Origin of the sequence: Neobacillus canaveralius (assembly GCF_047237705.1) — a bacterium.
GTDB lineage: Bacteria > Bacillota > Bacilli > Bacillales > Cytobacillaceae > Neobacillus > Neobacillus niacini_K.
Genome location: NZ_JBDFLL010000001.1, coordinates 1,243,976 through 1,256,960, shown reverse-complemented (window position 1 = coordinate 1,256,960; position 12,985 = coordinate 1,243,976). Strand labels below are relative to the sequence as shown.

Annotated in this window: 16 protein-coding genes; 3 read left to right on the top strand and 13 right to left on the bottom strand. The window is 39.5% G+C overall.

Going from position 1 to position 12,985, the window contains the following annotated elements:
* Window positions 1–111 precede the first annotated feature (111 nt).
* The gene (locus tag ABC255_RS06065; protein ID WP_412992075.1) at window positions 112–999 is read left to right on the top strand and encodes a selenium metabolism-associated LysR family transcriptional regulator; all 888 of its coding nucleotides are present in this window, start codon (window positions 112–114) and stop codon (window positions 997–999) included.
* A gap of 31 nt (window positions 1,000–1,030) precedes the next feature.
* Here the strand turns inward: ABC255_RS06065 and ABC255_RS06060 are convergent, their stop codons facing one another.
* Genes ABC255_RS06060 through ABC255_RS06050 form a run of 3 tightly spaced genes read right to left on the bottom strand, consistent with a single transcriptional unit; the run spans window position 1,031 to window position 2,734 of the window.
* Window positions 1,031–2,167, bottom strand: a complete 1,137-nt coding sequence (locus tag ABC255_RS06060; RefSeq protein WP_412992073.1) for a zinc-dependent alcohol dehydrogenase — start codon at window positions 2,165–2,167, stop codon at window positions 1,031–1,033.
* Window positions 2,168–2,183: 16 nt separating this feature from the next.
* Window positions 2,184–2,543, bottom strand: a complete 360-nt coding sequence (locus tag ABC255_RS06055) for a spore coat protein (RefSeq protein ID WP_307194102.1) — start codon at window positions 2,541–2,543, stop codon at window positions 2,184–2,186.
* A gap of 14 nt (window positions 2,544–2,557) precedes the next feature.
* Window positions 2,558–2,734, bottom strand: a complete 177-nt coding sequence (locus ABC255_RS06050; RefSeq protein WP_412998495.1) for a spore coat protein — start codon at window positions 2,732–2,734, stop codon at window positions 2,558–2,560.
* A 160-nt stretch (window positions 2,735–2,894) separates the two neighbouring features.
* Between ABC255_RS06050 and ABC255_RS06045 the strand changes: the two genes are divergently transcribed.
* Together ABC255_RS06045 and ABC255_RS06040 are read left to right on the top strand one after the other, a co-directional pair.
* A complete protein-coding gene (locus tag ABC255_RS06045; protein ID WP_412992070.1) occupies window positions 2,895–3,101 on the top strand; it encodes a hypothetical protein in 207 nt (68 codons plus the stop codon).
* The gene (locus ABC255_RS06040) at window positions 3,098–3,397 is read left to right on the top strand and encodes a spore coat protein (protein ID WP_412992068.1); all 300 of its coding nucleotides are present in this window, start codon (window positions 3,098–3,100) and stop codon (window positions 3,395–3,397) included. Before ABC255_RS06045 ends, ABC255_RS06040 begins: the two co-directional genes overlap by 4 nt.
* A 29-nt stretch (window positions 3,398–3,426) precedes the next feature.
* On the opposite strand, the gene ABC255_RS06035 is transcribed toward ABC255_RS06040, so the two are convergent.
* The 10 genes from ABC255_RS06035 to ABC255_RS05990 all read right to left on the bottom strand — a co-directional run bounded on the left by ABC255_RS06035 (window position 3,427) and on the right by ABC255_RS05990 (window position 12,856).
* Window positions 3,427–4,926: an acyl-CoA synthetase gene (locus ABC255_RS06035; protein WP_412992066.1), complete on the bottom strand. Its 1,500-nt coding sequence runs from the start codon at window positions 4,924–4,926 to the stop codon at window positions 3,427–3,429.
* 263 nt (window positions 4,927–5,189) lie between these two features.
* Window positions 5,190–5,930, bottom strand: a complete 741-nt coding sequence (gene fabG, locus ABC255_RS06030) for a 3-oxoacyl-ACP reductase FabG (protein WP_412992065.1) — start codon at window positions 5,928–5,930, stop codon at window positions 5,190–5,192.
* Window positions 5,930–6,829 (bottom strand): intracellular short-chain-length polyhydroxyalkanoate depolymerase, encoded by a 900-nt coding sequence (phaZ, locus tag ABC255_RS06025; RefSeq protein ID WP_412992063.1) that lies wholly within the window; start codon window positions 6,827–6,829, stop codon window positions 5,930–5,932. The genes fabG and phaZ overlap by 1 nt, the downstream gene beginning before the upstream one ends.
* Entirely contained in the window at window positions 6,830–7,843 is a 1,014-nt protein-coding gene (locus tag ABC255_RS06020) for a 3-oxoacyl-ACP synthase (protein ID WP_412992061.1), read from the bottom strand.
* Between the two features lie 17 nt (window positions 7,844–7,860).
* Complete coding sequence (locus tag ABC255_RS06015) at window positions 7,861–8,040, bottom strand: hypothetical protein (protein WP_412992059.1); 180 nt, start codon at window positions 8,038–8,040, stop codon at window positions 7,861–7,863.
* Window positions 8,041–8,050: 10 nt separating this feature from the next.
* The gene (locus ABC255_RS06010; protein WP_412992058.1) at window positions 8,051–9,049 is read right to left on the bottom strand and encodes a branched-chain amino acid ABC transporter permease; all 999 of its coding nucleotides are present in this window, start codon (window positions 9,047–9,049) and stop codon (window positions 8,051–8,053) included.
* 4 nt (window positions 9,050–9,053) lie between these two features.
* Window positions 9,054–9,914 carry a branched-chain amino acid ABC transporter permease gene (locus ABC255_RS06005; RefSeq protein WP_412992057.1) on the bottom strand — a complete coding sequence of 287 codons (861 nt, stop codon included), beginning with the start codon at window positions 9,912–9,914 and terminating at the stop codon, window positions 9,054–9,056.
* A gap of 19 nt (window positions 9,915–9,933) precedes the next feature.
* Window positions 9,934–10,641, bottom strand: a complete 708-nt coding sequence (locus ABC255_RS06000) for an ABC transporter ATP-binding protein (protein WP_412992056.1) — start codon at window positions 10,639–10,641, stop codon at window positions 9,934–9,936.
* Window positions 10,638–11,393, bottom strand: coding sequence for an ABC transporter ATP-binding protein (locus tag ABC255_RS05995; protein WP_335531892.1), 756 nt, complete (start codon window positions 11,391–11,393; stop codon window positions 10,638–10,640). The genes ABC255_RS06000 and ABC255_RS05995 overlap by 4 nt, the downstream gene beginning before the upstream one ends.
* A 281-nt stretch (window positions 11,394–11,674) precedes the next feature.
* Window positions 11,675–12,856, bottom strand: a complete 1,182-nt coding sequence (locus ABC255_RS05990) for a substrate-binding domain-containing protein (RefSeq protein ID WP_412998494.1) — start codon at window positions 12,854–12,856, stop codon at window positions 11,675–11,677.
* Window positions 12,857–12,985: the final 129 nt, after the last annotated feature.

The window sequence follows — 12,985 nt, the reverse complement described above, 5'->3', positions numbered from 1 at the left end:
CATCACAGTATTACTTTCATTATAAAAAAATGATATGATGAGATAAATTCATTTTATCTATTCTATCAATGATTATAAATCGATTTTGTAAATAGTAAAGGAGCAGAACCAATGGATCTACATCAATTGCATGTATTTACGAAAGTAGTTGAACATAAGAGCTTTTCTAAAGCCGCTGAAGATATATTTTTAAGTCAATCAACAGTTAGTTCACATATTCAAGCATTAGAAAGAACTCTAAATGTAAATCTCTTTGATCGAGTTGGCAGAGAAATTATTCTCACACCATCAGGTGAACGTTTGTATCAGTGGGCTTTAAAGCTATTATTACTGAAAGACCAAGCGATGCTAGACTTAAAAGAGGGAGCAACAGAGCTTAGAGGAATGATTCGAATCGGTGCCAGTTCCGTACCTGGGCAATTTATGATTCCAAAAATGGTTAAGCAATTTAGACAGCAATATCCAAAAGCAACATTCCATATAAACCAATCATCATCCAAAAACATAGCTGATAAGGTCCTAAATGGTTCAGTTGATTTCGGTATATTAGGCGAAAAATACGATAACGAAAAGTTATGCTATATCCCTTTATTGAAGGAACACCTGGTGCTGATCACATCAAAGCAATCTAACATTGTCGGACCTGTCAATATTCAAGACCTTTTAAGTTACCCATTCATTATGAGAAACTCTGACTCAGGAACAAACTCTCTGATTGAAAAATTTCTGAAAAAAAATCAGATATCAAAGGATCAAATGAATATTGTAGCCTATACTGAAAACGGGCAAAGTCTAATTGAGTTTGTATTCCAGGAAATCGGTATTGCCATTATTTCTAAGATGGCAGCTAGCGAATATCTCGAAAGAAATTTATTAACGATTCATGAAATCAATGAATTCCATGATGAACGATATTTCTATCTTGTTTATAACAAAAACAAGACGCAGTCTATGTTATCTAAGTTATTTATTGAAGGAGCTAGGGAATGGATCAAGTAGGAAGGCTGGATATCCTCCAGCCCATTTTTGTTTACGGTTTAAGAATAACCTTAATACAATCTTCAGTTTTTGTATCAAACACTTCATATCCATGCTTGGCCTGATCAAGTGGCAATACATGAGTAATGATGTCACTTATATCAATCTTTCGCTGGTTAATCATATCATACAGAAAAGACATATAAGGAATGACTGGCGCCTGTCCCGTTTTGATATCAACGTTGCGCTGGAAGATGTCACCTAGTGGAAACGCATTGTATCTTCCCCCATAAACTCCTGTTAGTTGGATGGTTCCACCTTTTCTGACTGCCTGACTGGCAATGACAATAGCTCCCATTGCACCACCGTGAAGCTTCATTCCAGATGCTAAAAACTCCATCGGGGTCATTTTTCCATCCATTCCGACTGCATCGATGACAATGTCTGCTCCACCCTGAGTAATTTCAAGCAAATAGTCCCCGACATTTTCATGGTCCTCAAAATTAACAATTTCGACCTTGTTTGTCCGTTTTGCGTGCTGAAGTCGATAGTTGATATAATCAACCGCTATCACTCTTTTCGCACCTTTTAACCAGGCAAACTTTTGTGCAAGTAATCCTACAGGACCGCACCCTAATACGATAACCGTATCATCAGGCTTTACCCCTGCATGGTCAACACTCCAATAAGCCGTAGGTGCCGCATCAGCAAGCAGGACAAGTTTCTCGTCTTCCACTTCACAATTTTCCGGAATTTTAAATGGAGTGAAATTCCCAAAAGGGACCCTCATATATTCAGCTTGTCCGCCAGCATAGCCGCCAGTTGTTTCCGAATAACCGAAAAAACCACTTCCTTGACCATGAGGATTTCCATTGTCACATTGACTGGTTAGGTCGTGAGTACAATACCAGCAGTGACCACAGCTAACGTTAAACGGAATGATGACTCGATCCCCTTTTTTTAATTTCGTGACCTCTGGCCCCACTTCCTCGACAATACCCATAGGCTCGTGACCGATTACAAAGTCTGTTGGCAAATTTGGAATCATCGCATGAATCAAATGTAAATCTGATCCACAAATGGCTGAGGAGGTAATTTTAACAATAATATCATCTGAATTTTTGATACTTGGGTTTTTGACTTCTCTCACTTCTACATTCTTAATTCCTTGATATGTAACAGCCTTCATCTTAAATCCCCTCCTTTTACTGGTTTGGCGTTGCAAACATCCCTTGACGATCAGTATCGTTAGGGTAAAGGTTTAGTTTAGCAATCTGGACGGCTGTCTCCGCAGCCTTCATATCAACCGGATACTGCTCTTTAAAGTTATGTGGGTGCAGCCAGCCTTTCTTAATCATTAAATCTGCTATTTCTGTATGCAAATCGATGGCTGCCTCCATTTGCTTGTGAAAGATTCTTCTAAGTTCTGGATTTGCAGTCTCTGTGATTGCAAATCCATAATTGCGTATGCCATTTTTAACCGATAATAAAAAATCCATCGCGAAAGCCGAATCAGCCAAACTTGGCATACCCTCAGCGTTCCTTGGGTCTAAATAATCTTCCATACTTTCCACCTCACTTATTGTAGCAATTGGCTTTGTTTATAAAAGCTTACGAGTTCATTAATATCTTTAATAGATTGTTGAACATCCTTTTCCATAAGTACTTTTAACTCATTATCGAAGCAGATTCCCTGCATTAGTTTTGAACGAAGTAAACAAACTGTTTTAAAATTAAGAATCTCATGAGTTTCCATTGTTTCATGTAAGGCTAAGGTTTCGTTGACCAACACACTCACCTCCAAGTATTAGTTGTATTTTCTCCAATTTACTTTTCCTTTTATGCAAAATGAATAATCGACATTGGACTTAGAAAATATAAAAAGGAATAAGATTGTACGTTTTGGAGGGAAAACAATGACAAAATATCTTGGTCTTCACGAGACGCTTGACCTTCATGAATTACTAACCTTTAAAAATCTTTGTTTAACAAAAGCCACTACAATGAGTGTCTTGGCTCAAGATCCAGAATTGAAGGCCATTCTTTCAGAAGATGCTGCCACCGGGACACAGCATATACAACAGCTCCAGAAGTTTTTAACAGATAGGAGTGAAAATGCATGAATCAACTTATTCAAAATTTAATGGGGATGGGTGGTATGACCGACCAAGTCATTGCAACTGACTTTCTCATTTCAGCTAAAGCAGGGGTAAGAAATTATGCTGTCGCGATTACTGAGGCAGGTACACCAGAGTTAAAGGCTGCTCTGAGGGAACAATTAAATACCGCCATTGCTACCCACGAAAAAATAACGAATTATATGATTGCAAGAGGCTTTTATCACCCCCATGACTTGAGTGAACAGCTTCAAGTTGATTTGAATATTTCCAATACAGCCCTAAAACTTGCCCAAAAATAACGAAAAGGAGAACCACGGCGGTTCTCCTTTTATATTTGCTTACTAAATTCCTTTAATTTCTTTTTATCAATTTTTCCAACATGTGTTTTTGGAAGTTCTTCTAGTTGAATGAACTTCTTTGGAATTTTGTATCTTCCTAGCTTTTTTTCGCAATAAACGATAAGTTCTTCTTCCTCAATGACATGAGAATGTTTAGGGACAATAAAAGCGGTAACAAGTTCCCCCCATTTTTCATCTGGCAGTCCAATCACTGCCACCTCATCAACACCCGGGTGTGCAGCTATCCAATGTTCAATCTCTAGAGGATAGACATTTTCACCTCCTGTGATGATCATATCTTTTTTTCTACCGACAATATAATGGAATCCTTCCTCATCCTTCTTGGCTAAGTCTCCGGTGTGAACCCAGCCTCCATTTTTCGTTTCTTGTGTGGCGAGTTCGTTATTCCAATAATGTGAAAACGAATGTTTTCCTTTGATTAAAAGTTCTCCAACTTCGTTGACTTTTGCTTCCTGACCATTTTCCTTAACAAGTTTTATGGCATTAAATAACATTGGCTTTCCTACTGAACCCCGTTTCACTTCTGCGTCGGCATGATGTATATAGAAATTATTCGGTCCTGCCTCAGTTAAACCATACCCCTCTTTAAAAGCCAATCCTTTTTTCTGAAAGGTTTCGTAAACTTGTAATGGACAAGGTGCCGCTCCTGACAAGAAAATTTTCATCGAGGGAAATTCACTTTTCTGGAACTCCTCTGTTTGAATGAGTAGATGGTACATGGTCGGTACAAGGAGAATGATGGTACAGTTGTATTTTTGGATGGAATGAACCACTTTTTGTCCTGTATATTGGTCTCCCATAACGACCGTTCCGCCAATCATTAATATAGGGATCGATAACGCATTTAGTCCGCCTGTATGAAACATCGGCATGTAGTTGATTGTTACATCCTCTTCAGATAAGTTCCAACTGAGAATAGTATTAATTGCATTCCATTGAATGGATTGGTGGCTTAATACAACTCCTTTTGGTTTGCCCGTCGTTCCTCCTGTATAGATCATTGCTAATGGATCCAGTTCGGATATATTATCAAAAAACCTATGATCATAACTTTGGTTAACTATCTCGTCGTACTTAGCCTCCCCAACATAAAAAGATTGGGGTACAGCTGTTTCCAGTGGCGTAAACATATTCTCAAACTTTTGATGAACTCCAAGCAATACGGGTGTACAATCCAACATAAGTTCATGTAATTCATGTACGGACAGACGCCAATTGAGCGGAACAAAAATTGCCCCAATTTTCCCGCAGGCAAAGAGCAAATCAAAATAACTAATATCATTCGGCGACAATAGTGCTATTCGATCGCCTTTTTTCACACCTTGATTTTTTAACCAGCCAGCCACCGAGGATGAACGATTATTTAATTCTCTATAAGTCCATTTCATATTATTATCTTCAAGAATGACTGCATTCTTATTTGGCGATAACCTTGCTCTATTTTCCAGCCAATCAAGTTCCCACCTCACCGAACAATCGCTCCTTCACAACTAGATGACACCATTCTATTTAATTTCAGTTACTGGATAGTTACAAATCAACCTATTTTGGTACTGTTCATGTGTCGGGGAACATATATCTACACACTTTTAATGTATTTCTACACGAAATCAATCTATATCTACACATTTTCGGAATATATCTACACACTTTTGAAATATATCTACACACTTCCAGTGAATATCTACAAAATTTTAATAAAAGAGAAAAACGGCCCCAAAAGGCCGCTTCGCTACATCATTATTCCCCCATCTACATGAAGGACGGTTCCATTTACATAATTCGATTCATCAGATGCTAAAAACAGGTACGCGTTTGCGATCTCTTCTGGCTTCCCAAGCCGTGCTAATGGTACCATCTGTCTCATTTGGTCTAATATTTTTTCCGGAACTTTCGCGGTCATTCCAGTTTCGATAAAACCAGGTGCCACGGCATTCACATTTATTCCTTTACGCCCAAGTTCTTTTGCCCATGTTTTTGTCATCCCAACCACACCAGCTTTCGTGGCGGCATAATTCGTTTGACCGACATTCCCATACACACCTGATACAGAAGAAGTATTAATAATCTTACCTTTTCCAATTTCAAGCATCGACGGTAAAACTGCTTGTGTACAGTGAAATACCCCTGTAAGATTAACATCCACAACTGCTTGAAAATCCTCAGCCTTTAATTTCGAAAGCATGGCATCTTTTGTGATTCCTGCATTATTGATCAGGATACTAATATTTCCGTAGGTTTCGCGGACTTTTCCAACCATTTCATCCACACTTGAACGCTGTGCAACATTTACTTGGAAAAAGGTCACTTCATAGCCTTTTCTTCTTAATTCCTCTGCACTTTTTTCACCTTGTTCTACATTAAAGTCTGCCATAGCAACCTTTGCACCTTCTTTAGCAAAGGTTTCAGCTGCAGTGAATCCAATACCATTAGCTGCTCCCGTAATGATGGCCACTTTATCTTTTAATCTCATTAAAGCACCTCCGTATTTAGGAAATTTGTAACCTCATGTAATAATAGCGGTAAGTCGTCAACAAGTGGTGAATGACCACAGTCCTTCAACTCAACAAATTTGGCTTTTGGTCCTAAATCCTCTACCAGCTCTTTTGTCATCTCTGCTGTTACCACAAAATCACGTTCTCCTCTTAATACTAGAACAGGTACATTAATTTTATCCACTAGCCCATTTCCTTCTACAAGTCCATTATGATGATGACTGATATTAAAGGTATTGTTTGAATGGTGTACCTCCGCTAAGTTTCGCTGTGTTCTCATATCCTGAACATACTCATCATAAAGCTCTGGAGCCGGCTGATTGTGTGTATAGATGACAGCGTTCCAAATCAGTTTCAATAATTCAACATTATTTGTGTCGTAGGCTGCTTGCACAGGTATGGTCCGAATTAAATCACGTTTAATCTCTTCATAGGATGAAAATCTTCTAGGCGTCTCGGTCTCACTTAGCTTTCCATCAAATGGATACCCCCTAGTAGATTCCGAAGCTAGTAGTATCAGCTTATTGCAATACCCTGGGTAATCGGCAGCAAATTGCATGGCGACAGCACCGCCAGTTGACCAGCCAACAATCGCAAAATCCTTCAAGCCAAGCTCATCCACGAAGAGCTTAACATCATCTGAAAAATCTTTAATGGATGTGATAAGTTTATTGTAGCTTGATAATCCAAACCCGCGTAAATCCAAAGCATATAACTTATATTCCTCAGACATATTATCTAGAACAAGGTCCCAATGTTTAGAAGAAGTCATATTTCCATGTATGAGTAATACCCCTTTTTCCCCGCCTTGCCGCTCTCGATAGGCAATGGTTTCTCCATTTGGTAACTGTACTTCTTTTATCGTTACTTTAGCCATTTAACTCACCTTCCCCCATTTTATTGCAGTTGCTCCCCATGCATAACCGATCCCAGCACTAACAAAAACGACTAGGTCACCATCTGATATCTTCCCTTCTTTTAATGCAAGCTCTAGTGATAAAATTTGATCAATTTGACCGATATGTCCGTACTCCTCAAGATAGATTGATTGTTCCGGCGTTAATCCTAATTCTTTTAATACATATTCATGAGCAGACCGTTTCATGTGGAGCATGGACAGATAAGAAATATCTTCTTCTTTATAACCACTTTTTCTAATGGATTCCCTAATCACCTTAATAAAATTGACCATTGATTTTTGTTCCAATCGCTGTTTCATTCCATCAGGATCAAGGACATCGAGTTTATTTAGACGATGTTCAATAGCCTCTTTTGTTATTGGATGTTTTGTACCTCCAGAAACAACCACAACATCCTCGGAAAAAGAACCATCAGTGATTAGCTCCGTTTCTAACAAGACGTTTTCGTAATGGTCTTTTTTCAATAGAATGGCTCCACCGCCTGCACCTAAGTTAAACATAAAGCGCGTCCGCGGGTTCTGGTAGTCTATGAAATCAACATTTCGGTATCCGCCTGCCAGCAGTACAGTTTTTATCGTTGGATCTGCCATCATCATGCTTTTTGCGACTTTAAGCGCCATCACAGTTGTTCCACATCGTAAAGCAACATCAAATGCCCATGCATTTAGTGCTCCAACAGCTTCCTGGAGTTTGATTCCAGCCGTCCAAAGTGGATATTCTTTATGTTCTTCGCCAATATAAATGACAACATCAATTTCCAAAGGATCTATACCTGCTCTTTCTATTGCCTGCTTTGCCGCAAGAATCCCCATCTCACATGTATGATCATTATCGCCTGGTACATGTTTCTTCTTAATCCCCATCTTTTCTTCAACAATATGTGAGGGGATACCAGCGATTTCTGCTATCTCGTCACCAGTCATGTATTCATCTGGAAGGTAAAGACCCATACTAACAATTCCTATTCCCAAAACTCTCACCTCCTAAACTAAGAGTCTTCTACCATTGACTTCATAAATGCAGTTGCTTCTTCGATGGTCTCAAATAATGTTTCTCGTTCTTCTTGCACATGGGTTACTTTAATTCTCCATTGTTTTTTACCTGTTTCTTTATCAACAGCGGCAAGTTGAAAACGAACGACGAAGGATGCAATTTGTAATGATTCCATCAGCCTCCCCCTATCCAGCTAGGTTTTCTTTTTTCTTAGCAGTTTCCTGTTTACTTCGTTTCCAAGTGAAATTCCTTAGTGTTCCCACAATACCTAATGGGAAGAAAATGACAACTAGTATATAAATAATGCCAAAGAAAATAATCCAACGCTCAAATATCCAATGTTCTTTTGCCAGTTCTGTTAACCCATCATGGGCAAATTCAATTAATCCTGCACCAATAATGGCACCAACTAAGGTACCCACACCACCGATTATCGTCATTAATAAAGCATCTAAGGTAATATCCATCGTAAATACGCTCGTATTCACATAGCGTAGGGACATTGCATAAAAGATACCCGCTATTCCCGCTAACACACCAGAAACGACACTAGCTGCAATCTTATAATGTAATACTTGATAGCCTAAGGACTCTGTTCGTTGTTCATTTTCTCGAATCGCCTGCAAAACTCTCCCAAGCGGGGAATTCGTGAAGCGTTTTAGAATTATAAATACAGCTATCATGGAGACTAAACATATGATGTAAAAATTGGTCCGATCAATGAAAATTTCCGGTACCCGAAACGTAAATCCATCATTTCCGAACGTCAATGTCCGCCACTTTTCCGCTAATACTAAAAATAAACCCGCCAATGCCATTGTTAACATTGCATAAAAATGACTTTTCAACCTTAGTGTAAGCAAACCAACAATAAAACTAACGATCGCAGTAATCAAAATGGTGGCCAGTACGGCATAAATAAAATGAAGCATAGTAGGCTCAAAACGCTTCATGAATATCCCAATCGAGTAGGCCCCGATACCAAAAAACATCGCATGCCCAAAGGAAACAATTCCGGTAAAGCCCAGTAGTAAATCATAGCTCATCGCAAGGATTGCAAATACAAAAATTTGTGTTAAGAGGATCAGCATATTCCTTGATTCATAGACGAAGGGAAGAAGAAGTAGAAAAGCAGCAATGATAAGATAAATAGCATTCATTCGATTATTGACAATCCACCTCATACGCTCACCCCTTCCCTCCAAAAAGTCCTTGTGGCTTAACGATTAACACTACTGCCATTAAAAGCATATTTACTGCTAAGGATAATTCAGGCACATAATACGCCATGAACGAACCTGACAAACCCACCAAAATCGCTGCCATAACAGACCCAGTGAAATTTCCCATCCCGCCAATAACAACCACAATAAAAGCTAGTATCGCAAATTCCATACCCATGCCAGCGTGAATAACTCCTGAGTAAGGTCCAAAAAGTACTCCGCCTAGTGCAGCCATTCCAGAACCAATCATAAATACAAACATAAATACCTTCTTAATATTAATTCCCAACGCCTGAACCATTTCCTTATTCATAACTCCAGCCCGGACAACCAGACCTATTTTCGTATTTTTGAGCAAGAATTGTACGCCTGCAAAAACGAGCAGCCCGACAATGATGATGAATACTCGATATTTAATGATAATCATGTCGCCAATTTCCCAGCTGCCTCTCAAATATTCTGGAGGGTTAGCTGTTAATTGATTTGGTCCCCATATGACTTTTAACATTTCTGATAAAACCAACATTAAGCCAAGTGTGATTAAAATTTGCTGAACATGATTGCCGTAAACAGGCTTGATAATCCACTTTTCAGTGATAATCCCCAGTAAGAAACCAGTCAGAATGGCTCCAATGATACCAAAAAGAAAGCTCCCAGTAGTACTATAAATCCATATCCCGCTATAAGCGCCCCAGGCAAATAATCCGCCATGGGCAAAGTTAAGTACATCCATTAGTCCAAAAATCAGCGTCAATCCTGCTGCTAATAAGAAAATCAGCATTCCTGTTGCAAGTCCATTTAATGTCAAATTAAACAATAGCTCCATCCAACCCGTTCCTCCTTCCCTACGCAATCCCCAAGTACTTTCGTTTCATTTCCTCATCTTCTTTTAACTGTTTCATTGGGCCGGTACTTACCGTTCTTCCATCATCGATAATATAAAAGCAATCACCGATGGTACTGGCCATCATGAAGTTTTGTTCCACTAAGACGATTGTGGTTTGGTCCTTCATTTGCAGGATGGATTCCATCACCTTCTCGACAACAATAGGGGCCAACCCCTTACTTGGCTCATCAATTAATAACAATTCGTTATCATTTACATAGGCTCTGGCGATCGAAAGCATTTGTTTTTGACCACCGCTCAATAACCCGCCTGGTTTTTTCCAAAACTTTTTTAAGTCAGGGACCAAATTTAAGATATATTCAAGCCGCTTATTTGTTTCTTCGTTTTCTTTTTGAATGGCTACTTTCATATTCTCTTCGACTGTCAATCCAGCAAAAATACCTTGGTCTTCCGGAACATATCCTATTCCCTTTTGGGCGATGGTATACGTCGGCAAGGACTGGATTTCTTCTCCTTTATAAACAATACTTCCTTTTGAAGCTGGATTTAGACCCATGATGGTCCGTAATGTTGTCGTTTTTCCGGCGCCATTCCTTCCGAGCAGTACTGTTACCTCACCTTTTTTCACTTCAAGAGAAACACCCTGCAAAATATGATATTGTCCAATATATGTCTCGATATTATTAAGCTTCAGCAGCTCGCTCACACGCTGACACCTCCTAAATAAGCAGATTGGACCGTTTCATTTTTCATAATCTCTTCAGGTGTTCCGTCCGCAAGCAACCTGCCATTAAATAACACCATGACAGAATCTGATAAGTCTAATATCATATCCATCTTGTGCTCAATTAAAATGATTGTTCGATTTCCCTGTTCCTTAATTCTTTTGATGACTTCTAATATTGCAGGCACGTCTTCTAATGACATACCAGCAGTCGGTTCATCTAATAAAAGGACCTCGGTTTCAAGCGCAAGGAGCATAGCCATTTCGAGCTTTCTCTTTTCTCCATGTGCCAAATTGATGGCAAATGAGTCAACTTTATCGTCTAATAGCACAAGCCTTAGCCACTCTAGGGCCTTCGCTTCAAATTCACGATATTTTTTATAATGAAATAACATCTGATAGCGAACTCCGGCTCTAGATTGAACGGCAAGTCTTACATTTTCAAGGACAGTTAAATTAGGAAATACATTGGTAATTTGAAAAGAACGTCCAATCCCTTCTCTTGTTCGCTTCGTTGAAGAAAGTTTTGTGATATCCTTTCCCCGAAAATAAATTTTTCCATTCGTAGGGTTCAATTGACCGCTTAAAAGATTAAAGAATGTTGTTTTTCCTGCGCCATTTGGACCAATGATGGATTTAAAGTGTTTTTCTGGAACTGAAATGCTGACTGAATCAACTGCTGTATGTCCCCCAAAGGTTATGGATAAATCGTTTGTTTCAATTAAAGTTGTCATACTTTCACCACCGATCTTGTAGATAGAAATAAGGAAGAGGGTGACCGATAATAACAGGTCGAACCCTCATATGATTTGGATGTGTTATCGTTGTCTGTTGATTTCCCCTCCAGGCACTTCGCTTTCCGCGGGCGGTCCGGTGAGCCTCCTCGACGCTAAAGCGCCTGTGGGGTCTCACCTGACCCGTCCTCCCGCAGGAGTCTTCGTGCCTTCCGCTCCAATTAACAGAGTGCCAAAATTAGCATTTAGCTTCGATACAGTGATTATTGACGAACACCTTCTTACTTACGGACAGGAGGTGCGGTTTCTTCTGGTGTTAGTTCTCGCATTAGCACTGGGACTGGGTAAGGTACGCCGTCTTTCTTTTCTAGTTTAATGGCGTATAGTGCTTGAAGGGCCTGGTGATCTTCTGCGCGATAGGTCATTTTTCCTTTTGGTGTCTCGAAGCTCATGCCTTCCATTGTTTCAATTAGTTTATCGGCGTCGGCGTCGCCTTTGGTTTTCTTCAATGCTTCAACAATCGAAATCGCTGCACTCATGCCACCTGGTGTAAATAAATCAGGAACATCTCCGTTGAATCGCTTCTTATGTTCAGTAACGAGCCAATCATTAATTTCATTTTTAGGAAGATCATGATAATAAACAGTGAAGCCTTCCATGCCAACTAGCGGTTCCATAGTAGCCAAAGCTGCAATATCCGGAGCACCAGTTGAAATTTTGATTCCCTTGTCTTGAACCTTCATATCAGAAATTTGCTTCCAAGGAGAGTTTGCACCCGCCCAAACAACAAATAAATAATCTGGTTTTGCATCAATAATCTTTTGAATGTTTGAGGTAAAATCAGTTGCAGCAGGGTCTGCATACTCTTCTAATACAATATCTGCACCTAGCTTTTCAGCCGCTTCTTTAAAGGCTGCAACCCCGTCACGTCCGAACGAATAATCTGGAGCAAGGGTAGCAATTTTTACACCTTTATCCGCAATTGCAGCTGCGCCCGCAACGGCATCCTGTGAAGAATTTCGCGCTGAACGGAAAATGTACTTATTAAATTCTGACCCTGTAATACTATCTGCAGCAGCTGGTTCAACAATCATAATCTTTTGATATTCTTCAGCAAGCGGCAGGACTGCTAATGTATCTGCAGAGCTGGATGATCCAACTAAGAAGTCCACTTCATCTTCTTCTAAAAGCTTGGTTGCTTTTTGGACAGCAACTTCTGGCTTTGTTTCTGTATCCTCAACCACAAACTCAATTTTTCTTCCTGCAACTTCCATTTTTCCTTCCGTTGCATAATCAAGTCCAAGCTCAAAACCTCTTAACGTTTGTTTACCATAAGATTCTAAGGCACCAGTTGTTGAGGCAAGAACACCAATTTTAATTGGCTCTTTATTCTCGGCCTTTTCTCCATTACTACTTGTCTCTCCCTTAGTCTTGTCAGAACTGCATGCTGTAGCAAATATCATGATAAAAATTAGAAATCCTAACAAAATCCCTTTTCCACGAAAAGCCTTCACTTCTTTTCCCCCTTATTATTTAAATCAAAACTTGCAAAGCTTTGAGTTAATAATAGAAAAGTAGAGTTACAGAGAAGT

What these genes read in the sequence shown, in the direction of transcription:
- ABC255_RS06065 (WP_412992075.1), top strand. Translation starts at nt 112, where the DNA reads ATGGATCTACATCAATTGCATGTATTTACGAAAGTAGTTGAACATAAG.
- ABC255_RS06060 (WP_412992073.1), bottom strand. Translation starts at nt 2,167, where the DNA reads ATGAAGGCTGTTACATATCAAGGAATTAAGAATGTAGAAGTGAGAGAA.
- ABC255_RS06055 (WP_307194102.1), bottom strand. Translation starts at nt 2,543, where the DNA reads ATGGAAGATTATTTAGACCCAAGGAACGCTGAGGGTATGCCAAGTTTG.
- ABC255_RS06050 (WP_412998495.1), bottom strand. Translation starts at nt 2,734, where the DNA reads ATGGAAACTCATGAGATTCTTAATTTTAAAACAGTTTGTTTACTTCGT.
- ABC255_RS06045 (WP_412992070.1), top strand. Translation starts at nt 2,895, where the DNA reads ATGACAAAATATCTTGGTCTTCACGAGACGCTTGACCTTCATGAATTA.
- ABC255_RS06040 (WP_412992068.1), top strand. Translation starts at nt 3,098, where the DNA reads ATGAATCAACTTATTCAAAATTTAATGGGGATGGGTGGTATGACCGAC.
- fabG (WP_412992065.1), bottom strand. Translation starts at nt 5,930, where the DNA reads ATGAGATTAAAAGATAAAGTGGCCATCATTACGGGAGCAGCTAATGGT.
- phaZ (WP_412992063.1), bottom strand. Translation starts at nt 6,829, where the DNA reads ATGGCTAAAGTAACGATAAAAGAAGTACAGTTACCAAATGGAGAAACC.
- ABC255_RS06015 (WP_412992059.1), bottom strand. Translation starts at nt 8,040, where the DNA reads ATGGAATCATTACAAATTGCATCCTTCGTCGTTCGTTTTCAACTTGCC.
- ABC255_RS06010 (WP_412992058.1), bottom strand. Translation starts at nt 9,049, where the DNA reads ATGAGGTGGATTGTCAATAATCGAATGAATGCTATTTATCTTATCATT.
- ABC255_RS06005 (WP_412992057.1), bottom strand. Translation starts at nt 9,914, where the DNA reads ATGGAGCTATTGTTTAATTTGACATTAAATGGACTTGCAACAGGAATG.
- ABC255_RS05995 (WP_335531892.1), bottom strand. Translation starts at nt 11,393, where the DNA reads ATGACAACTTTAATTGAAACAAACGATTTATCCATAACCTTTGGGGGA.
- ABC255_RS05990 (WP_412998494.1), bottom strand. Translation starts at nt 12,856, where the DNA reads ATGATATTTGCTACAGCATGCAGTTCTGACAAGACTAAGGGAGAGACA.